This is a genomic window from Clostridium sp. UBA5988 (assembly GCF_002435615.1).
In the GTDB taxonomy this organism is placed as follows: domain Bacteria; phylum Bacillota; class Clostridia; order Clostridiales; family Clostridiaceae; genus Clostridium_J; species Clostridium_J sulfidigenes.
Genome location: NZ_DJBA01000024.1, coordinates 65,898 through 86,398, shown reverse-complemented (window position 1 = coordinate 86,398; position 20,501 = coordinate 65,898). Strand labels below are relative to the sequence as shown.

General features: G+C 29.4%; 22 protein-coding genes. 2 read left to right on the top strand and 20 right to left on the bottom strand.

Features of this window, described 5'->3' with window-relative positions:
• Nucleotides 1–114 precede the first annotated feature (114 nt).
• The 17 genes from B3J31_RS05700 to B3J31_RS05620 form a co-directional block, all read right to left on the bottom strand.
• Nucleotides 115–492, bottom strand: a complete 378-nt coding sequence (locus B3J31_RS05700; RefSeq protein ID WP_346873749.1) for a hypothetical protein — start codon at nucleotides 490–492, stop codon at nucleotides 115–117.
• Nucleotides 493–608: 116 nt separating this feature from the next.
• Nucleotides 609–1,547 carry a transketolase family protein gene (locus B3J31_RS05695; RefSeq protein WP_414632864.1) on the bottom strand — a complete coding sequence of 313 codons (939 nt, stop codon included), beginning with the start codon at nucleotides 1,545–1,547 and terminating at the stop codon, nucleotides 609–611.
• Nucleotides 1,547–2,374, bottom strand: coding sequence for a transketolase (locus B3J31_RS05690; RefSeq protein ID WP_035132181.1), 828 nt, complete (start codon nucleotides 2,372–2,374; stop codon nucleotides 1,547–1,549). Before B3J31_RS05690 ends, B3J31_RS05695 begins: the two co-directional genes overlap by 1 nt.
• A gap of 363 nt (nucleotides 2,375–2,737) precedes the next feature.
• The gene (locus B3J31_RS05685) at nucleotides 2,738–3,091 is read right to left on the bottom strand and encodes a type II toxin-antitoxin system PemK/MazF family toxin (protein WP_035132183.1); all 354 of its coding nucleotides are present in this window, start codon (nucleotides 3,089–3,091) and stop codon (nucleotides 2,738–2,740) included.
• Nucleotides 3,092–3,106: 15 nt separating this feature from the next.
• Nucleotides 3,107–3,370 carry a CopG family transcriptional regulator gene (locus B3J31_RS05680; RefSeq protein WP_346873748.1) on the bottom strand — a complete coding sequence of 88 codons (264 nt, stop codon included), beginning with the start codon at nucleotides 3,368–3,370 and terminating at the stop codon, nucleotides 3,107–3,109.
• A gap of 126 nt (nucleotides 3,371–3,496) precedes the next feature.
• A complete protein-coding gene (gene alr, locus B3J31_RS05675) occupies nucleotides 3,497–4,660 on the bottom strand; it encodes an alanine racemase (RefSeq protein ID WP_346873747.1) in 1,164 nt (387 codons plus the stop codon).
• 84 nt (nucleotides 4,661–4,744) lie between these two features.
• Entirely contained in the window at nucleotides 4,745–5,362 is a 618-nt protein-coding gene (locus B3J31_RS05670) for a germination lipoprotein GerS-related protein (RefSeq protein WP_346873746.1), read from the bottom strand.
• A gap of 98 nt (nucleotides 5,363–5,460) precedes the next feature.
• Nucleotides 5,461–6,363: an NAD(P)H-hydrate dehydratase gene (locus B3J31_RS05665; protein ID WP_346873745.1), complete on the bottom strand. Its 903-nt coding sequence runs from the start codon at nucleotides 6,361–6,363 to the stop codon at nucleotides 5,461–5,463.
• 1 nt (nucleotide 6,364) lies between these two features.
• The gene (locus B3J31_RS05660) at nucleotides 6,365–6,739 is read right to left on the bottom strand and encodes a holo-ACP synthase (protein ID WP_346873761.1); all 375 of its coding nucleotides are present in this window, start codon (nucleotides 6,737–6,739) and stop codon (nucleotides 6,365–6,367) included.
• 203 nt (nucleotides 6,740–6,942) lie between these two features.
• Complete coding sequence (locus B3J31_RS05655; RefSeq protein ID WP_346873744.1) at nucleotides 6,943–7,290, bottom strand: DUF6514 family protein; 348 nt, start codon at nucleotides 7,288–7,290, stop codon at nucleotides 6,943–6,945.
• Between the two features lie 271 nt (nucleotides 7,291–7,561).
• Entirely contained in the window at nucleotides 7,562–8,827 is a 1,266-nt protein-coding gene (locus tag B3J31_RS05650) for a hypothetical protein (protein WP_346873743.1), read from the bottom strand.
• The gene (locus B3J31_RS05645) at nucleotides 8,827–9,954 is read right to left on the bottom strand and encodes a DUF58 domain-containing protein (protein WP_346873742.1); all 1,128 of its coding nucleotides are present in this window, start codon (nucleotides 9,952–9,954) and stop codon (nucleotides 8,827–8,829) included. The genes B3J31_RS05650 and B3J31_RS05645 overlap by 1 nt, the downstream gene beginning before the upstream one ends.
• Nucleotides 9,955–9,963: 9 nt before the next feature.
• Nucleotides 9,964–10,914 carry a MoxR family ATPase gene (locus tag B3J31_RS05640; RefSeq protein WP_346873741.1) on the bottom strand — a complete coding sequence of 317 codons (951 nt, stop codon included), beginning with the start codon at nucleotides 10,912–10,914 and terminating at the stop codon, nucleotides 9,964–9,966.
• Nucleotides 10,915–11,232: 318 nt separating this feature from the next.
• Complete coding sequence (locus B3J31_RS05635) at nucleotides 11,233–11,574, bottom strand: single-stranded DNA-binding protein (protein WP_035132193.1); 342 nt, start codon at nucleotides 11,572–11,574, stop codon at nucleotides 11,233–11,235.
• Between the two features lie 151 nt (nucleotides 11,575–11,725).
• Nucleotides 11,726–13,765 (bottom strand): PAS domain-containing sensor histidine kinase, encoded by a 2,040-nt coding sequence (locus tag B3J31_RS05630; RefSeq protein ID WP_346873740.1) that lies wholly within the window; start codon nucleotides 13,763–13,765, stop codon nucleotides 11,726–11,728.
• Between the two features lie 233 nt (nucleotides 13,766–13,998).
• The gene (gene galU / locus B3J31_RS05625; RefSeq protein WP_346873739.1) at nucleotides 13,999–14,874 is read right to left on the bottom strand and encodes a UTP--glucose-1-phosphate uridylyltransferase GalU; all 876 of its coding nucleotides are present in this window, start codon (nucleotides 14,872–14,874) and stop codon (nucleotides 13,999–14,001) included.
• Between the two features lie 132 nt (nucleotides 14,875–15,006).
• Nucleotides 15,007–15,834, bottom strand: coding sequence for a YhjD/YihY/BrkB family envelope integrity protein (locus B3J31_RS05620; protein WP_150841638.1), 828 nt, complete (start codon nucleotides 15,832–15,834; stop codon nucleotides 15,007–15,009).
• 287 nt (nucleotides 15,835–16,121) lie between these two features.
• On the opposite strand from B3J31_RS05620, the gene B3J31_RS05615 reads away from it, so the two are divergent.
• Both B3J31_RS05615 and B3J31_RS05610 read left to right on the top strand, forming a co-directional pair.
• A complete protein-coding gene (locus tag B3J31_RS05615) occupies nucleotides 16,122–16,919 on the top strand; it encodes a nitrilase-related carbon-nitrogen hydrolase (protein WP_346873738.1) in 798 nt (265 codons plus the stop codon).
• 83 nt (nucleotides 16,920–17,002) lie between these two features.
• Entirely contained in the window at nucleotides 17,003–17,173 is a 171-nt protein-coding gene (locus tag B3J31_RS05610) for an HTH domain-containing protein (RefSeq protein WP_084178217.1), read from the top strand.
• Between the two features lie 144 nt (nucleotides 17,174–17,317).
• Here the strand turns inward: B3J31_RS05610 and B3J31_RS05605 are convergent, their stop codons facing one another.
• The 3 genes from B3J31_RS05605 to B3J31_RS05595 are packed head-to-tail and all read right to left on the bottom strand — an operon-like array spanning nucleotide 17,318 to nucleotide 20,388.
• Nucleotides 17,318–18,310: a hypothetical protein gene (locus B3J31_RS05605; RefSeq protein ID WP_346873737.1), complete on the bottom strand. Its 993-nt coding sequence runs from the start codon at nucleotides 18,308–18,310 to the stop codon at nucleotides 17,318–17,320.
• A gap of 18 nt (nucleotides 18,311–18,328) precedes the next feature.
• Complete coding sequence (locus B3J31_RS05600; RefSeq protein ID WP_346873736.1) at nucleotides 18,329–19,357, bottom strand: M42 family peptidase; 1,029 nt, start codon at nucleotides 19,355–19,357, stop codon at nucleotides 18,329–18,331.
• A complete protein-coding gene (locus B3J31_RS05595) occupies nucleotides 19,348–20,388 on the bottom strand; it encodes a M20/M25/M40 family metallo-hydrolase (protein ID WP_150841655.1) in 1,041 nt (346 codons plus the stop codon). Before B3J31_RS05595 ends, B3J31_RS05600 begins: the two co-directional genes overlap by 10 nt.
• Between the last annotated feature and the right edge of the window lie 113 nt (nucleotides 20,389–20,501).

Here is a 20,501-nt window from a genome sequence, read left to right as displayed (position 1 = left end):
TTTAAAATGCAAGTCCTACATAAGTTAAAAAATAATAAATTCTTATTTTTCTTCACGAAAAAAGAGTGGAAACATATATATTTTTTTCCACTCATGCTTCTTTATGTATGTAAACTACACATATAAGTTATGAATTAGCATATCATATACCAAGAAGTATGTTGCTAATAATGCAAAGGTGCAGAATATAGTTCCTACTAAACCAAATTTATAAAGATATTGTCTCCAAGTTTTCTCATAGCTTAAAGGTCTCAATAACTTTGTCGGTTGTAGAAATGCTAATGCTGATACAAATAATCCTCCACAAGAAAATATAATTCCTGTATTTCTTATTCCTCTAAGTATTCGATAAAGTTCCATAGATTGACCTTTAACTAATAGATATATACAACTAATAACTATACCTAAGACTACGGGTATAATGACTAATTTTAAAGACAATTTAAAACAAAAGACTACATCACTAATATATCCTTTAACATCTTGTTTCATCTATAACGCTCTCCTTAGTAAATCGAATTTTCAAATTATTTATAAATTATATCATAGGCTATAAAAAAAAGAAACCTAAGATATCCTTAGATTTCTTCCCTATTCAATTTTATTATTTATTTCATACTAATTCCAGTCTTAACTGCTTTAACTATATCTAATGCTGTTAATCCATAAGCTTTTAATAATTCTGCAGGCTTACCACTTTCACCAAAAGTATCCTTTATTCCAACTCTTAAAACTGTAGCTGGACAATGTGTAGTTACTACTTCTGCCACTGCTGAACCAAGGCCGCCTATGATACTATGCTCTTCTGCTGTAACTATAAGATTTGTTTCTCTTGCAGCTTTTGTTATTAATTCTTCGTCTATAGGCTTTATTGTATGTATATTAATAACTCTAACTCTTATGCCTTCTTCAGCCAAAATATTGTACGCTTCTAATGCTGCCTCTACCATAATTCCAGTTGCAACTATAGTAGCATCTTTCCCATCTCTTAAAGTTATTCCTTTACCAATTTCAAACTTATAATCTTCATTATCATTTATTATAGGTACTGCACTTCTACCAAGTCTAACATAGCAAGGACCTTCATATTTTGTTATAGCTTCTATTACTGCTTCAGCCTCAATTCCATCACTTGGACTAATTACTACCATATTAGGTATGCTTCTCATTAATGAAATATCCTCTACAGATTGGTGAGAAGCACCATCTTCTCCTACTGTTAGACCAGCATGAGTAGCACATACCTTTACATTTAATTTAGGGTAACATATAGAATTTCTTATTTGTTCAAAAGCTCTTCCCGTTGCAAATATAGCAAAAGTAGATGCAAAAGGAATTTTTCCACAAGCTGCCATTCCTGCTGCCACAGTCATCATATTACCTTCAGCAATCCCCATATTGATAAATCTCTCTGGGCATACAGCCTTAAAATCAGCAGTTTTAGTAGACTTAGATAAGTCTGCATCAAGAACTACTACATTTTCATTTTCTTTACCTATTCTTGCTAATGCTTTTCCATAGGCTTCTCTAGTTGCAACACTTTTCATTATTCTTCTCCCCCAATCTCTTTTAATGCTATTTCACACTGCTCTTTACTTGGAGCTGAACCATGCCAACCTGCCTGATTCTCCATAAAAGATACACCTTTTCCTTTAATTGTTTTACAAACTATCATTGTAGGCTTATCTTTTACTCCTTTTCCAGCTTCTATAGCATCTTTTATCTTAACTAAATCATGACCATCTTCTAAATAAATCACGTTCCATCCAAATGCTACAAACTTATCTGCTATAGGATTAGGATTCATAACCTTATCAATATCTCCATCTATTTGAAGTCCATTATAATCTACAAAAGCTGTTAAATTATCTAGTTTGTAATGAGCTGCACACATAGCTGCTTCCCAAACTTGACCTTCCTCTAATTCTCCATCTCCTAGTAGGGTATATACTCTATATGAGCTATTATCAAGCTTTCCTGCTAGTGCCATACCTACCGCAGCGGAAACTCCTTGACCTAATGAACCTGTAGACATATCTACTCCTGGTATGTAATTCATATTTGGATGACCTTGTAGCATTGCTCCAGTTTTTCTTAATTTCATAAGTTCTTCTTTATTAAAGAAACCCTTCTCCGCAAGAGCTGCATATAAAACTGGTGCAGCATGACCTTTTGATAATACAAATCTATCTCTATTAGGATTCTTAGAGTCTTCTACATCAATATTCATTTCATTAAAATATAATGTAGTAATGATTTCTACAGCTGATAGAGAACCGCCTGGGTGACCAGATGCTGACTCTGTTACCATCTTTATAATATCTTTTCTTAAAACTTTCGCTATATTCTCTAATGCTATTAATGACTTTTCCATTGCTTATCCCTCCCTGATTTTCTTCTAAACTCATTATATCAATAATTTATTTATTCTCAACTATTTAGTTGAAATTTTCCTTTTATCAATACATTTCATTATAAGAAATCTCCAATAATTATTAATATATTATTTACCTTACACTTCAATTAAATACAACTATCCTTCTTTGATTATAAAAGTAATAAATACTTTATATTTTTTTGTCCATCTACCGATTTAATTTAAAAGGAGCTATTTCAAAATAATTCACTAATCTTTATAAAATGTTAAGTTTCACTAAAATATTGTTGTTAGTGCATACTCCACATCCAATTAAGATTTAGTGTATTTTGAAACAGCCCCTTAATATTAAGTTTATTTTTACATTTTTAAATCTAAACTAATTTTAAGAGCAACATCAACTTTAATCATATCTTCATCGGTCATATGACCTATCTTTTCTTTTAATCTTCTTTTGTCTAAAGTTCTAACTTGCTCTAGCAAAACTACCGAGTCTTTATTTAATCCGTATTCTTCAGAAGAAATCTCTACATGAGTTGGAAGTTTTGCCTTATTTATCTGAGAGGTTATAGCTGAAACTATCACAGTTGGACTATATCTATTTCCCACATCATTTTGTATAATTATTACAGGTCTTATTCCACCCTGTTCTGATCCAACCACTGGGCTTAAATCAGCATAAAATATATCGCCTCTCTTTATAACAATTGTCATTAGGCATTCACACTCCTAAAGGCTAGCTTCATATTCACTTAAGTCATTAATATAACTCTCAAAGCCATATTCTGATAATTCTAAATTTAATTCTCTCATAGCTAAATATCCTTGTTTCATTTTCTCTATATAGCTATTACTATTATAGCCTTCACTATATACTATTCCACAATCCATAATTAATTTACTACTTGTTATAAATTGTTTTTTATCTACATCATTAAATTTTTCGCAAAAACTACTACCAAAATTCAGAATAAATTTCTTTGAGCTACCCATGGATTTCATTACCTCCAATTTAAATAACAACTTTATGTACAACTTAATTATAAATCATCAATTGTTATTATGTCAAAGAAATTATCCTCAATTTCTACTTTTTACAACATTTTTTTATACTTTTTACTATACGTAGTTTCTTACACCGAAAATTTTACCATTTTTTGTATATATTCTTGGAATTCTCTTACTTATATCACAAATTACTTCATAATTGACTGTACCTATAGATTCTGCTATATCATCTGCTGTTATAACATTCCCTATATTATCTTTTCCAATTAATATAACTTCATCCCCAATTTTCACACCAGGTACATCTGTTACATCTATCATACATTGATCCATACAAATACGACCTACAACAGGTACTACTTTACCATTCACAATTACTTTAGCCATCCCTGTTAATGCTCTTGAAATGCCATCTGCATATCCTATAGGAAGAGTTCCAATTATCCGTTCTGCAGGTGCTTTATACAATCTACCATAGCTTACATAATCGCCTTCCTGTATTATTTTCAAATGAACAATTTTACATTTTAACGACATAACAGGTATTAAGTTAACATTATTTTTATTAACATACTTGGAAGGATAATATCCATAAAGCATAATACCAGCTCTAACTCCATCATATGGTAAGTCAGGAAAATCTATTATAGCAGCACTATTGCTTACATGTTTAAAGGGTATAATTACACCTAATTCTTCAAGATATTTATTAAACATATTAAATTTTTCAATTTGAAAATTAGCATAAGTTTTATCTTTCTCATCAGCAGTAGCAAAATGAGTAAATATTCCTACAATTCTTACTCCTTTTAACTTAGTTATCCTATGTACTTCTCTAGCCTGCTCCCTCGTTGTTAAAAATCCAATCCTCCCCATACCTGTATCTACAGCTATATGAATTTTAGCTATACTATTCTTCTTTACAGCTATGTCTGAAAGTATTTTAGCATCTTCATAATCATATATAGTTTGCTCTAGGTTTAGATCAATAACTTCATCATAAAATTCCTTTGGTGTATATCCCAATATAATAATAGGAATTTCCACACCAGCTTTTCTTAGTTCTACAGCTTCTGTAACAATAGCTACTGCAAATCTATTTATACCTTCATCCATCATAGACTTATATATATCTATAGCTCCATGTCCATATCCATCAGCTTTTATTGTAGCAATTATTTCCTTCCCCTCTGAAACCCTTTTTACTTCCCTTACATTATTCCTTAAAGCATCTAAATCCACTTCTGCCCAAGAGGGTCTTATCTTTTTTCCCATATTACTCACCTTGCTCACCTTTCCAGTTGTCAAGAACTACCTCATAGTAAATACTAGATTCGCTCTTACTGTTTTGTATCATTGTTATAAATCTAACTCCACATCTTCAACCTTATCAGTCCAGTTAAAGTTTTCATAAGTATATATAATTCTTTCTCTACCTTTATTATCATAGATTATTATTTTCTTCGGTCTATTATTTTTAATATCATAAAATAAGCTACCTTGGCAAATGTTGTTATTACTTCCAGGAATCACTGTTGTTATCACAAAGCACTCACTATTATTTATTGTTTCAGTTTCAAATTCTAACTCTTCATTTGTATATATTAATCCTATATATTCGCCAATAAATCCATATTTAAATACTTCATCAAACCCTTTATCTAAGGTATACTCTTTGATATTCTCCTTATCTTTAACAAGTATCTCATCGCCTTTAAAAGTAAAAGATCTCTTATCCTTTAAATCCAGTTTATATCCTATATCTTTTTTATAGGTTTGAAACCCTTCATACTTATTTGTTTCTCTGTCATTTACGACCTCTATAGTTATATCACTCTTATAGGCTTTAATCTCACTTAAGGAATCAATTACATTATACTCATCTAAAGTTCTTGTTCTTCCTTTAATGAATAAAGCCACTGCAATGGTTAGGCATATAGCTATAATAAATAGTGTATAAGTTAGTCTTTTTTTCATAAATTCCTCCAATTACTTATTACACTATATGTTTATTATAGTTTTCTACTCTCTATAACCATATTTATTTTATTATAATCCCCAGTTATTTCTATGTATCAATTACTATCAAAAATTTCTTTTATTCCAAAAGGTAATTCTTCTATAATATGGGTAGCATTGACACAGAACATATTCTCTGCTAGCCTATCACCACAATATCCATGTATAAATGTAGCAATGCATGTAGCTTCTAGAGCATCATATCCCTGAGCAATAAATGAAGTTATAATTCCTGTCAAAGTATCTCCCATTCCACCTGATGCCATTGCACTATTTCCTGTAGTATTCTCAAAAACCTGTGTTCCATCAGTTATTACAGTTCTATGGTCCTTTAATAAAACTATTACATCATACTCATAAGCAAAATTCCTTGCTACTTCTACCCTATTTTCTTTTATTTCATCAACAGATAATCCAGTTAATCTTGCCATCTCCCCATAATGAGGTGTTAATATAATGCTATTATTTTTACTATGAAGCAATTCAAGTTTTCCCTGTAGTACATTTAGTCCATCCGCATCGATTACAATAGGGCATTCTGCATTTTCAATCATACTTTTCACTATATTAAAAGTTAACTTAGTATTCCCCATTCCTGGTCCAATAGCAATACAATTAGACTTAACCATAATATTGCCTATTTTTTCACTTTGTTCAAAATTGATTGTCATAGCCTCATTTAACTTTATGCTCATTATCTCCTGTATTTCTTTAGGAACGCAAAGGGTCACTAATCCAGCGCCACTTCTTACTGCACTTTGAGTAGTAAGATATGCAGCACCAGAAAAACCCATAGAGCCAGCTATTATAAATGCTTGTCCATAATCTCCTTTGTAGGTATCATCATCTCTAGCTTTTAATATACTTTGTATCATTTCCTTATCCATTTGTATGGCCCTATGTTTAAATCCTATAAACCCTAATCTATTACTTTTTAATTTATCAAAAGGATTTACCATATTAAACGACCTCCAAAACAGCATAGGCAATAGCACTATCGCATCCGTGAGAAATACTCAGATGAATAGTTGTATTCCCATTCTTGTTAGCAATATTTTTTGCCTGCCCTTCTAATGTGACTGTAGGTTTACCAAGAGTAGTACTATCTACTATTATATCTCTAAAGTTGAATCCTCTAAATCCTGTTCCTAGTGCTTTTGAAACCGCTTCCTTTGCAGCAAACCTACCTGCTACATATTCCGGCCTTAAATTCCTAGTTTTCAAATATTGTATTTCTTTACTTGTAAATATTTTTTCTAAAAACTTTTCATTTCTTTCCATTACATCTTTTATACGTCTTATTTCAACTATATCTACTCCAACTCCTACTATCACCATCTCACCTCCAAACCTAAATATTTCATATACTTATAATTAAATTATAAACATATTTTTACATCTTTAATTTTAATAAATAAATAGGTTAATATCAACTATAACTTATATATATATGAAAGTATATGATGATAATATTTTCAATTATCATATTAATTAAGTTTAACTTTATAAACTACTCATATAAATGATAATAGTTATAATTAATTTGCTATTGCTTGTACAAGTTCGTCAAAATCAGCATAATATGCCTCTATATATTCTTCTATAATATCTATAAGATGTATTGGTGAGACCACATTATTTTTTAATAATACCAGAAGTTCACTTCCCTTATATCTATTAGGAGTTATACATTCTACATGTTCTTTGTATTGCTTTACATGTTTGCCTTTATTTTTCACTTCACTTTCTATTTCTACACCATATACATCTATAACCCTTCTTTCACCATTCATATGGACCTCTAATTCTGATTGAATTAAATTATAAGTGTATTCTATAGTATTCTCTTCACATACCATGTTAGATTTCAATGTCTCAATTATCATAAAAGCACCCCCAAATAATGTAAAACCATTTATAGCAATAAAATTACAACATTTTATTGCCTAAAGAAATTGTATCACTATATAAAAAAATAATGTGTAAATTCTTGTAGGCAACAATAATATATTCCCCCTCAAAATTTACACCTTATTTCACAAAATTACTTATTCTTTACAGTTATACAAAACTATTTGTTATTGTTAATATATCAGTGGATAAAATGTTAATATTATGTGAGTTTTCTTGTCTTTTATTGTAGATTAATTTTTCTTGTCACTTTTTTATGTTTTTATTGATGTTATCCACATACTTTTCCACTTTTTGTTCATAAGACTTGTTTATAATATGTGTAGAAAACTTTGCTTCATTATACATATTAGTAACTTCATCAACTTCCATACAATTATCCACTTTTATCTTAACAATATTACCAAGTTGTCTTGGAGTCATGTATGTCTTAAAAATCTCTTTTTTATTTGCAACTTCTACAAACTCACTATACTTATATAAAACTTCTTCCCTAGGGGTACCCTTCTTTCTAAATATTTTTTTGATTTTATCTATAACTTTTTTATAACCAGGATCCTTTTGCTCAATCTCTTCAATTATTTCAGTATAACCATCACCTCTATTTAAATTAGTACCTTTTATTATTTTTCTTATGATAATACTTACAATTAATATTAATATTATTGTAACTATAACCTTCATTATAAATATAAATGTGGGACTTGCTGTTACCATTTCTGGCGTTAATTCTTTTATATTTTGGGGATTTTTACTACCTGAATCTATTCTTCCAAATATATCTTCTAAAGCTCCTCGTCTTTCAGTAAATAATTTTTGTAAAGCATTAAAAATCCAAGTCATTGGAATTCCAATAATTTTTACTATTACATCTATTATTAATTCAGTTATAAATTCAATTCCTCCATATAAAATTGAAACTATCTTCACAAATATATTATAAAAAAACTCCTGTGTAGTTAATAATGCCACTGAAATTAGAGATATATTTATAATTTTATTGGCTTTTGAACTTCTTATATTATAGCAATATCCCATAGTCTCTCTCATAGTAATAACCATTAAAATGAGATATATAATTATACCTCTAAATACAATTCCTGCATAAATAGGCTTGAACATACTACAGATAATTGATGCTATAAAAATATAAGAAATTCCATTTATAAAAATATTTTTATATCTATCATAGTTTATATTTTCATTAGTTTCTCTAAGTAAAACAGCACTGATTAACGCTACAAATATTATATCTACAATGGCAATTATTATTTCTTGACTAAATACTTCATAAACAATAATTGGGATTAAGGAAAATGCAATACAAGTCTCTGCCTTCTTACCTTTTCTTAGTAAATATTTACTAGTTAATATAGATATCATTATTAAAATGAATATTGAAAATTTCATATCCTTAGAAAATATAAGAGCTGTTACTATCATCCAAACAATAGATGTTAGCATACTAAATGTTATATCATAATAAAGCCTAACTTGTTCAGACCAACTCATTACTTCATCTCCCCCTTATATGAAATTTTATCAATTCCTTTGATATTTTTAATTCTGTTTTCTCTAGAAACATCTATAATCTTTATTTTATAACCCTTTGCCACTAGAATATTTAAAATCCTAATATCTTTTTCATTTAAATAAGTAGTAATTAATACATAGGTACAACTTTTATCAAAATAAGGCATTCTACTCTTTAAGTATTCATTAAGTTCATATTTTACAGCAAGATATATTCTAGTACAAAACTCCAATATCCTATTAAAACTTCCTACCTTCGGCTCAATCTCATTTACAGAATTTTCATTACAGTAAATCAAATGTGCATTACTCCAAATACCTGTTGGGATACTTTCTTTAGATGCTTTTGCAGCTAATGCAACTGCAATATCTATAGATGTTTCTATAATCTCTTCATCTATATAATTACAACAAGGATCTCCACATTGTGTATTAAGGATTATAACCATCTGTTGTTCTGAAGTATAATCATAGTCCTTAACCATAAGCTTATCTGCCTTTAATGAAGTTTTCCAATGAATATCCTTCATTCGATCTTCAACGTTATACTCTCTTACTCCTTTTATATACAAAGGATCCTTATGTATCCATCTCCTTACTGTATTATCTCCTAAAAAATTTGTCACATCAAATCTAAAGCTTCCTATTGATTTTACCTTAGGATAAATTAAAACTTCAATATAATCATTCTGCTCTCTACTTTTAATATTTAGTCCCAACATATCCCCTATAAAAATATTCATGCACTTTATTATGTAAGCTCCTCTTTTTTTTCCTATTAAAGTATAAGTTCTACTTTTCCTTTGAAATTTACCCATTACATACTTGCATATGTGCCAATTATCATTTCCATATTTGTAAGTATAAACTTCGCCAACAAATCTTAATTCAACAGGTATTCTTTCTTCCACCACCAAGAATAGAACGGGCATTCTTTTATTGTTTTCTACTTTCATAGTTATTGTAAATTCTTCGCCCACAGTTACCCTATCTGGTTTTATTTCCCTATACACCTTTAAGTTTTCATACCCTTTCTCAGTAATAAAACTCATTATATTTACCAGTATAATTACAATTGCTGCAAAAACAAATATTTGAAGTATCATAATACACCTCTATTGCCTATCTATTGGAGTTTCTATAGTTGCGAGAATGTTTTGTATAACTCTTTCACTCTTCTCACTGCCACTATTTATTTCGCTTTTCAAGATAATTCTATGACTCATTATAGGTACTGCAAGCTCTTTCACATCTTCAAGAATCACATAATCTCTTTCTCTAATAGCAGCTAATGCTTGACAACCTTTCATAAGATTTAATGTAGCTCTAGGACTACATCCCAATTCTATTTCACTGTTAGTTCTAGTAGCATTGACTAAATCTACTATATATCTTCTTATTTCATCACTAACATGAACTTTATTGTAATTCTCTTGAACATAGTTTATTTCTTCTATAGTTATAGCAGACTCTAGGGAGTCTAGTGGATCTTTTCCTATAAACCTATCCATCATTTTTATTTCTTCATCATAGCTTGGATACCCCATAGATAATCTCATAAAAAATCTATCTAATTGAGCTTCTGGTAACGGGAATGTACCAAATTGTTCAACAGGATTTTGAGTTGCTATAACAAAGAATGGCCTCTTTAACTTTATCGTATTTCCTTCTACTGTTATCTGTCTCTCTTCCATACACTCAAGTAAAGCAGATTGTGTTCTTGGCGTAGCTCTATTTATTTCGTCAGCTAAAACAATTTGACTTAGAAGAGGTCCTTCTCTAAATTCAAATTCTTTTGATTGTTGATTATAAAAATATATTCCTGTTAAGTCCGAAGGTAATAAGTCTGGTGTAAATTGAATTCTTTTAAAGCTACAATTCATAGTTTTTGACAATGTTTTGCACAGTTTAGTTTTCCCAAGTCCTGGAACATCTTCTAATAATACATGACCAGAAGTTATAAATGATACTATTATTTTATCAATTATATGCTCTTTACCAATTATAACTTTAGATATGTTTCCCATTGCTTTCTCTCTAAATACTTTAAATTTTTCAAGATCCATAATAAACCCCTCTACCCTTATATTTTGCTTAACTTTAATCTATATTTCATACCTGAAATTTACTATTTTTAATAAGATTAAAGTTTTGCCTTATGAATTTATTATACTCTTAATATGCCTATTATCCAAATATTTTTAATATACTAACCTGTGACTTTTTAATAAATAAATATTTTTTTTACTTATTATTAATTAATTTAAAAAAGCCTACTCTATTGTGATATTACAATAGAATAGGCTTTACTGATTAAAAATATTGTTTAGATTGTTATACACATATATGCGATTTACTAAAATAACAATTTAAGTCATGTAGATTTAACCAATTTCTTCTTTAGGTTTCTTAGTATTCATGAACTGAAATTCATCTGCTATAACTTCTGATATGTACTTTTTCTGTCCATCTTCACCTTCATAATGCCTACTTTGAAGTCTACCAGTTACACTAATAACACTTCCTTTAATTAGATATTCATTAACAATTTCTGCTTTCTTTCCTCTTAGTACTACTGGAATGAAATCTACATGTTTTTCTCCCGATGCAGTTTTATAAGGTCTATCTACAGCCAAAACCAATCTAGTAAAAACCTTACTACTATCTTCAAAAACTTTAATTTCAGGGTCTCGTGTCAATCTACCAACTAAAACTATTCTATTCATCATATACCTCCAAAAAAACATATCATTTTTTGTAATTTTACCCATGAATATATTTTTTAAACATATTATTAAAAATATCTTAACCATTCTTTTAATGTATGAAAAATAAAATGCTATTGGAACAACTATTCCAATAGCATTTTAAATATTCTTATCTATATATATCTGAAAACTCAATTTTTATTCTTTCTAAATTATATTTATCAGCATGGTATAGATTTGTTGAACAAAATTGATTTTTAGAAAGAATGTTTGGAAGTTCTACAATAAATTCACTTCCTCCATTAACAATACTTTTTACATATGTCTTTCCACCATGATTTTCAACTATAGATTTTACTAGGGATAATCCTATTCCACTCCCCTCGTGAGATCTGGTAAATAGATCCTCACCTTGTACAAATCTATCAAATATCTTTTCCTGAAGTTCTTCTGGAATACCAATTCCATTATCCTTCACTGAAATTTGAACCTTGTCCCCTAAATCATGAATAGATACCATAATAGTTCCGTCATCCTTAGAAAATTTAACTGCATTTGATAATAGGTTTAATATTATTCTTTCTATATTTTCTCTATCAATTCCTATAATTTTTTCTTCAACATCAGTATCGAATATTAAAGTCATACCTTTACTTTCCACATACTCTACTGCAGCCATAGTTATATCCTCTACTATAGCTACTATATCATAATTGCCAAAATTCATTTTTAAGTTACCTACATCAATTCTAGTAACATCTATTAAGTTATTTATTAGTCTTAATAACCTATAGCTATTTACTTTCATTAAATCTAGATATCTATCCAATTGCTCATCATTTTTATCTTTATAATTGTATTGCAATACTTGTACAGTACTTAATATTATATTCAATGGTGTTTTTAGCTCATGGGACATATTAGATATAAATTCAGTTTTTAACTTATCATATTTTATAGCTTGTTCCAATTTAACTTTATTTAATTGAGCCTTTTTGCGTTCTGTTACTTCTTGAATTAAAAACACTACAGATCTTCCATAACTAAAATTTATTCCAAAACTTGCAATCTCAGCATCTATTAGTGCTCCATATTCCCTTCTCACTTTAACTTCCTTAAATTCTGTAGATTTTCCTCTAAATTGAGCATCAAAATACATTTCTTTAACTACATCTTTATATTCTTCATCTACTATATCTATATATGATAAACTTTTTAACTCATCTATACCATTAAGTCCTAAAATATTAACTAAAGCCTCATTGCCTATTTCAAGCTTACCATCAGAATATATAACCATACCAAAGGGTAAAAGTTTAAGAAGCTCAACATAATTATCCCTATTGCTTATTACAGCATCCTCTACTTTTATTCTTCTTGTTATATCCCTAATTAAAAATATAGAATATATATCATTATCATTCACAAAACACATGGGTGTAACTTCACAATAAACAATGCTCCCATCTTCTCTAATAAACTTTCTTTCTACTATGTTCAAACTAGAATTATATTTAGAATACTGTTTTTTCAAAAATTCATCATTATATTGTATAGAATCTAACTTAATTATTTCAAAAATACTTTTACCTAAAAAGGTATCACTTTTTGGGTCTCCAATTATATCCATGGCAACTTTATTTATATAACTAATTCTATTTTCCTTTTCTATTACAATTCCAGTGGTACTATTAGCAAAAATAGCTTTATAAAAATTTATATTTAAGTCTATTTCTTTTGTTGAGATGAAGGCTTCATCCTCGTCTTTATCTACTACAATATATTTAAATTCTTCATGCTCCTCTAATTTGCTATTGTCTTTATTGATAACTTCTGATTTAAAATGGAGATTATTACTTACTATATTTTTCAACAACATTAAGGTGCCTTCATTATTACCAACTTTTATACTTCTAAAAACTAATTCTATTTCTATTTCTTTATATATTCTTGTATCTATACTTGCACGAATTCTCTCACTTCTATCATTTTTTATAAAATCCTTTACATCAAAGACACCACTCTTCAACGTAGAGAACTTTATCATTGTGTTTATATCCAACTCTTCAATTGAATCTATACTTTGAACTCCTAAAAATTCTAACGCTCCTTCATTGCAGTATTTAATTTCATTGTTACTATCTATAACTATAATAGGTTCCGAAATGTTGTTGTAAAACTCCAAATCTTCCTTATTCTTAAACTCCATTATTTATCCTCCAATTTTAACGTTACTCAATGTACCACTTAATCATTTTACACTAAAATTAATACTTTTTTTACTACATTTTTCTACTATTATTCTACATTTTTTTCTTGACAGGTTAATGAGAATAAGTCTCCGTACCTCTTCTGAGTAAAAATAATAAAATTTGATATATAAAATAAAAACTGATATATATCATTGGGATTATATACCAGTTTTTATGCTCTATTATTAAATTATATATGCTTTAAATTAAATTTTTCTTCCAAAAATTTTTTAAAGTTATCTTGTAAATCTTGTCTTTTTAAAGCAAATTCCACTGTAGCTTCTAAAAATCCTAATTTATCACCTACATCGTATCTTCTACCTTCAAAAATATAAGCATGCATACTTTCCTTTTCCATTAGAGTTTTTAAACCATCAGTTAATTGTATTTCATTTCCTTTTCCTGGTTTAGTATCTTCTAGTATGTCAAATATTTCAGGAGTTATAATATATCTACCTAAAATAGCAACATTAGATGGCGCTTCTTCAACCTTTGGCTTTTCCACTAAATCCTTAACTACATACTCTCTATCATTAATTTTATCGCCTTTTACAATTCCATATTTATTTACATTTTCTTTGGCTACTTCTTGAACTCCTAAAATTGAAGTACCATGTTTATCATAAGCATCCATTAATTGCTTTAAACAAGGAACTTCACTATCTACTATGTCATCTCCTAGCATAACTGCAAAGGGTTCGTCTCCAACAAAAGCTTTAGCACAACTTATGGCATGGCCTAACCCCTTTGGATTCTTTTGCCTAATATAATGGATATTAGCCATGTTAGTTGACTTATGGACTAACTCTAAAAGTTCCTTCTTCCCGTCTCTCTCAAGATTCATTTCTAGCTCTACAGCTCTATCAAAATGATCTTCTATAGCTTTTTTATTTCTACCTGTTATTATAAGTATTTCTTCTATACCTGAAGCCACAGCCTCTTCTACTATATACTCTATAGTAGGTCTATCTACAATTGGAATCATCTCTTTAGGCACCGCTTTTGTAGCTGGCAAGAATCTAGTTCCTAAACCTGCTGCTGGAATTATAGCCTTTCTAACCTTCATCTCATACCCTCCATTACCATTGACCTTATACAATATTCTACATCATTGTCATTCTTCTTCATTATCTTAACACAATATTACAAATAATTAAACTAAACATTCTCATAAGTGTTAATATTAAACATGAGTTTCTTATATTTTGAAGTTATTTTCTTTATCATACATTAATAGTGCATTCAGTTCTCCCCCTAATAAAATTGTAGTAGATGTTATTTGTAACCAAACCATCAAAACAATAACCACTCCTATGCTTCCGTAAATATCAGTATATTTCCCATAGTTGTTTACATAAAATGCAAACCCCATTGATAAAATTATCCAAGCAATACTTGTGAATATAGCCCCTGGCAAGGCCTCTCTACATTTTATTCGTCTTGAAGGTATAAGCTTATATATGGCTGTAAATATAACTATCATACCTGCAAAACCAATTGGGTACCTTAAATATCGTATAAAATAAAATAACTTAATATCAAGGTCTAACCATTGAACTAATTCTAAACTTATCATCTCTCCAAAGACTAAAAAACCTAGTACAAATATTATCATAAAAGATATCACTATCATAAATAAAACAGAGAGTATTATTAACTTTATCTTATTTTTATCTTCCTCTTCATTATATGCTCTGTTTAACCCGTATCTTATGGCTCTAAAAGCTCTAGATGCTGTATAAAGGGAGAACATTAATGAAAAAGATAATAAGTTTCCATTTCTAGTTTGTAACAATTGAAGAGCTAAAGTAGATACTAAATTATATAATTCCTCGGGCATTATATTTTGTAAACTTCCAATCACTTCTATGGGATCTACGTTTATAAATCCAACTAGAGTTAGTAATAAAATCAAAAATGGGAAAAATGAAAACAGCATATCAAAAGCTAACTGTGAAGCTAATGAAGATATATGATGGTTCTTATATCTCAATGCCATTTTCACTGTGTTTTCAGTTATTTTCATAGGCAATACCCCTACCTTTTACATTATTCTATTGTCTATATATTATAATATTGACCTCTTATCTAGGAAGTATATAGACAGTATGAAGAATTTATAAACTCAATTAAAAATTGACCTATTGTTGGAGCTAATTTTCCTTTAATTATACCACTTTCTTTAACATAATTAAACAAATCACCCTTCATATAATTTAGTATTAACTTTCTTATAAAATAATAAATTTCTTAGGATTATTATGAATAATAACTTTAAAATATATTATAATTAGTAATATAAGGGGTGATATTGTGAAAATTGGACTGGTACAGAATAATATTTTATGGGAAAATAAGCAATTTAACTTATCAGCAAGCAAAGAGTTTTTTAAAAAAGCTAAAGAGCTAAAAATAGACTTACTTTTATTTCCTGAACTATCCTTTACTGGCTTTACAATGAACATAGAAAAATTAAAAGAATTTGATTTTTCTACGGTTTCCTACATTTCTAGTTTATGCAAAGGTTATTGCATTAATGCAGGAATTGGTTATATTCAGGGTATTACTAATGATATAAAAGGTAAAAATAACTATACAATAATATCTTCTAATGGAAATATTCTATGTAACTACTCTAAAATACATCCTTTCTCCTATGGTGAAGAAAGTAAATACTACATTGGTGGTGAGGAAATATGCTTTGCACAAATTGATGAAATAACCCTTTCACCTTTTATATGCTATGACTTAAGATTCCCTGAAATCTTTCAAATAGCTTCAAAAAAATGCGACTTAATTACTGTAGCTGCTAATTGGCCTGAAAGTAGAAAAGAACACTGGATAACATTACTTAGAAGTAGAGCTATTGAAAATCAATGCTATATTGCTGGAGTTAATAGAATTGGTATTGGTAATAATATAAACTATAGTGGAAATTCTTTAATTATAGACCCTTTAGGTAAAATTATAGGTAGTACAGAGGAAGGTGTTGAGGATATTCTCACGGCAGACATAGATAGATCTTTAGTCAGCAGGGTTAGAAATTCCTTTAAAGTAAAAGATGATAGACGAGAATCCCTTTATCATAAATTACAAACCGATAACAGATAAAATATAATATTGTTGATATTTTTATTAAAATATTATATAATAAACATTATTAAATAACTATAATTATTAAAAGGGGTGTTAACATGGTAGATAAAGTTTTAGAAGTACTGAAAAATTCATCTGAGCCATTAAAAGCTGGAGAAATTGCTGAAAAGGCTGGTATTGACAAAAAAGAGGTAGATAAAGCTATAAAATCACTTAAAGCAGAGGATAAAATAGAATCTCCGAAAAGATGCTATTACGCTGCAAAATAGTTACTAACTTATAACTTAAAGCAAATTAATCTTAAACTAAATTGAGCCTTCACTGATATTCTTAAAGTGAAGGCTCTAATATTTATTATTTTTGGGTATATTCTCTAAAAGCTATATCTATAGAACTATTTAATTAACCTTATATTATAATGTAATATAATTATAAATAACTTCTATTCCTTCTTCTATATCTTTATAATTAACCATTTCCATATTTGTATCCTTATATCTTACAGGATAAACTAAAGTTCCAGTCTTAACTCCTACTCCCTCTTTATGGATTGTTTTACCATCCCCTTGAGTTTCACCAAAGATATAATGTGGCTTTTTATCCATTTTCTCATAAACTTTTTCCAATTGTTCTTTCACTTCATGATGCATTAACAAAGTTCTATCCATAAACTTTATTCCTGTACCCTTTCCTAAAGAAAACTTTCCACTTCCCCCTAATGTATCTCCAGCATTTTCTCCATCTACAACTAAAGCATACATAGGATTTATTTCATAAGCAGCTGCCCTTGCTCCTCTTCCTCCTAAAGTGTTTTGAGTTGAAAATACAAAATATATTTCCTTATCTAACTTCTCTAATGATTCTTTATTTTCTATAAGCTTTTCTATAGATTTCAGTGACATGTAACAGCCTACTCTATTATCTAAAGCAGGTGCAATTATATTCTTTTCTTCTTCTATAAAATTAGATGTAATAATACATGCATCACCTTCTCTTACTAGTTCTAAAGCCTCTTCTCTATTTTCTACTCCTAAATCTATATACATGTCATCTATTTTAGGACTATCTTTAGTTCCGCAAACTCTTCCTGAATTTCCATTTTCAAATTCTACCATATTATTCACAAACGCAGCTTCATCAAATTCTCCTACTTTTCCAATTCTCAAGAAACCATTATCTTCAATATACATAACTATAAATCCCATAGTATCCATATGAGAAGAAATCATAATTTTTTTTTCTTCCTCCCCATTACCTTTACCTATTTTAGCTATAACATTTCCCATGTTATCTACCTTATTTTCAACTTCTAGTGAATTTAATTGCTCAACAATTACACTCCTAACCTCTTCTTCATGTCCACTAACTCCAAATGCTCCTACTAAATCTTCAAATAATTTATTCATCACAAATACCTCCAAAATCTATAGTGTTTTTAAGTATTCTACTAATAATTTAACTGTGTTCTTTATATCTTCCTTTGATGCTACTGAAACTGAAGAATGGATATATCTACATGGAACTGAAATAGTAGCAATCTTTGCCCCACATCCTGTGCCATGGAAAGTAGCTGCATCATTTCCTCCAGCTATAGCTTTTCTTCTTTGATATGGAATATTTAAATTATTCCCTACTTCCATAATGTCATCAGCCACATCAACATCGAATATACTAGTTAAATCCATTATTGATATAGCTGGTCCTCTGCCAACTTCAGTAGCTCTTAAGTGCTTAGGAACACTTGGCATATCTGCACATATTGTACCCTCTAAAGCAATTCCTAAATCGCCCTTTAAATTTAAAGAAGAAATGAACGCGCCTCTTTCTCCAACTTCTTCTTGAACTGCAAAAACTCCATATAGATCTACATCATAATTTTCTTTTAATGCCTCCATTAGTACAAAGCATCCTACTCTATCATCAAAGGCCTTTCCCTTTACAAGCCCTTCTCCAAATTCATCATATTCTGTATCAAAAACTACATACTCCCCTAGATCTATAAGCTCCTCACTTTGTTTTCTAGACCTAGCTCCTATATCAATACAGCAATCACTATAATTTAGACCCTTTTCTCTCTCCTCTGCTCCTTGAAGGTGAATTGGTTTTGCTCCAATAACTCCTGGTATTTTATTAGGCCCTATAAGTACAGTCTTAGAAGGTATTATCTTAGCATTTATCCCTCCTAAAGCACTAAATCTTAAGCTTCCATCCTCATTGTAGCCAGTTATTATAAAACCTACCTCATCCATATGAGCATCAACTATTACTTTTTTTCCTTTACCCTTTTTATGAACAATAATATTTCCCATTCTATCTGTAAAAATCTCATCTACATAAGGGGTAACCTGTTCTTTAATAAAGCCCCTTACTTCTCCCTCAAATCCTGAAGGACCACTTAAAGAAGTCAATTTATCTAAAATACCGTTCTTTTGAAGAATCTCATCTAAAAACATACTAATTCCTCCAATTCTTCACCCTTTATACTTTCTATTAACTTTGCCATCATATATCCTGTGTTTTTTATATCATCCATATTTACAGTTTCCACTGAAGTATGCATGTATTTTATAGGAATTGAAATAAGAAGTGTGGCAACACCTTCACCAGCTACTTGAATATCCCAAGCATCTGTTCCTGTATTTCCGGCTTCCACTTCTAATTGAAATGGAATATTATATTCTTTACAAACCTTCATAAGATGCTTTCTAACCTTAGGATGAATATTAGGTCCTATACAGATTACTCCACCCTTACCTAGTTCAGTATCGCCATGTTCAAGGCCATACATTCCACAATCGAAGGTAACGTCTACAGCAATACCTATATCTGGATTAATTCTATTAGTAGCAGTTTTAGCACCTCTATGACCTACTTCCTCTTGAGCAGAGCATACAAAATAAACATCCATGTCGTGTTCTATATTTTTAAGTTCCTTAGCACATCTATATAAAGCTACAACTCCACCTCTATCGTCAACAGTTTTAACACTTACATTATTATTTAAAAGTTCTTTATAGTTTCCCTTAACAGTAACATAATCTCCTGGTTTAACTATGTTCTCTAAAGATTCCTTAGAATATCCTGTATCAACCAATAAAGAATCTATAGTTACTGCTTTTTTACGATCTTCATCCTTCATTAAGTGAGGTGGCTTAATTCCTATAATACCGTGAATAGCTTCTTTTCCATGGATTATAACCTCTTTAGAAACTAAAGTCTTAGGATCAATACCATTGCCTTTAAAAGCTAAAAATCCATTTTCTTTTACCTCTGTTATAATCATAAATACTTCATCCAGGTGAGCCATAAGCATGATCTTACCTTTGCCCTTACCCTTCTTATGAATAATTATATTATTTAAATTATCTCTAGTAACTTGTCCAAATTCTGAAAATACCTCTGTCACATAATCTCCAAGCCAGTGTTCTCTTCCACTAGGGCCATGAGACATACAAAGTGTTTTTAGTAACTCTTTATCCTCCATCATCATAAGACTCCCCTTCTAATCACAAAATACATTTAATGATAATAAAAGTATACCTTAGCTGTTAAGTATTTACAACAATACTACTCAACTTATATTTATAGTAAATCTTG

Coding starts and splice junctions, on each gene's coding strand:
- B3J31_RS05700 (WP_346873749.1), bottom strand. CDS start 492: ATGAAACAAGATGTTAAAGGATATATTAGTGATGTAGTCTTTTGTTTT.
- B3J31_RS05695 (WP_414632864.1), bottom strand. CDS start 1,547: ATGAAAAGTGTTGCAACTAGAGAAGCCTATGGAAAAGCATTAGCAAGA.
- B3J31_RS05690 (WP_035132181.1), bottom strand. CDS start 2,374: ATGGAAAAGTCATTAATAGCATTAGAGAATATAGCGAAAGTTTTAAGA.
- B3J31_RS05685 (WP_035132183.1), bottom strand. CDS start 3,091: ATGACAATTGTTATAAAGAGAGGCGATATATTTTATGCTGATTTAAGC.
- B3J31_RS05680 (WP_346873748.1), bottom strand. CDS start 3,370: ATGGGTAGCTCAAAGAAATTTATTCTGAATTTTGGTAGTAGTTTTTGC.
- alr (WP_346873747.1), bottom strand. CDS start 4,660: ATGGGAAAAAAGATAAGACCCTCTTGGGCAGAAGTGGATTTAGATGCT.
- B3J31_RS05670 (WP_346873746.1), bottom strand. CDS start 5,362: ATGAAAAAAAGACTAACTTATACACTATTTATTATAGCTATATGCCTA.
- B3J31_RS05665 (WP_346873745.1), bottom strand. CDS start 6,363: ATGGTAAATCCTTTTGATAAATTAAAAAGTAATAGATTAGGGTTTATA.
- B3J31_RS05655 (WP_346873744.1), bottom strand. CDS start 7,290: ATGATAATTGAGACATTGAAATCTAACATGGTATGTGAAGAGAATACT.
- B3J31_RS05650 (WP_346873743.1), bottom strand. CDS start 8,827: ATGAGTTGGTCTGAACAAGTTAGGCTTTATTATGATATAACATTTAGT.
- B3J31_RS05645 (WP_346873742.1), bottom strand. CDS start 9,954: ATGATACTTCAAATATTTGTTTTTGCAGCAATTGTAATTATACTGGTA.
- B3J31_RS05640 (WP_346873741.1), bottom strand. CDS start 10,914: ATGGATCTTGAAAAATTTAAAGTATTTAGAGAGAAAGCAATGGGAAAC.
- B3J31_RS05635 (WP_035132193.1), bottom strand. CDS start 11,574: ATGAATAGAATAGTTTTAGTTGGTAGATTGACACGAGACCCTGAAATT.
- B3J31_RS05630 (WP_346873740.1), bottom strand. CDS start 13,765: ATGGAGTTTAAGAATAAGGAAGATTTGGAGTTTTACAACAACATTTCG.
- galU (WP_346873739.1), bottom strand. CDS start 14,874: ATGAAGGTTAGAAAGGCTATAATTCCAGCAGCAGGTTTAGGAACTAGA.
- B3J31_RS05620 (WP_150841638.1), bottom strand. CDS start 15,834: ATGAAAATAACTGAAAACACAGTGAAAATGGCATTGAGATATAAGAAC.
- B3J31_RS05610 (WP_084178217.1), top strand. CDS start 17,003: ATGGTAGATAAAGTTTTAGAAGTACTGAAAAATTCATCTGAGCCATTA.
- B3J31_RS05605 (WP_346873737.1), bottom strand. CDS start 18,310: ATGAATAAATTATTTGAAGATTTAGTAGGAGCATTTGGAGTTAGTGGA.
- B3J31_RS05600 (WP_346873736.1), bottom strand. CDS start 19,357: ATGTTTTTAGATGAGATTCTTCAAAAGAACGGTATTTTAGATAAATTG.
- B3J31_RS05595 (WP_150841655.1), bottom strand. CDS start 20,388: ATGGAGGATAAAGAGTTACTAAAAACACTTTGTATGTCTCATGGCCCT.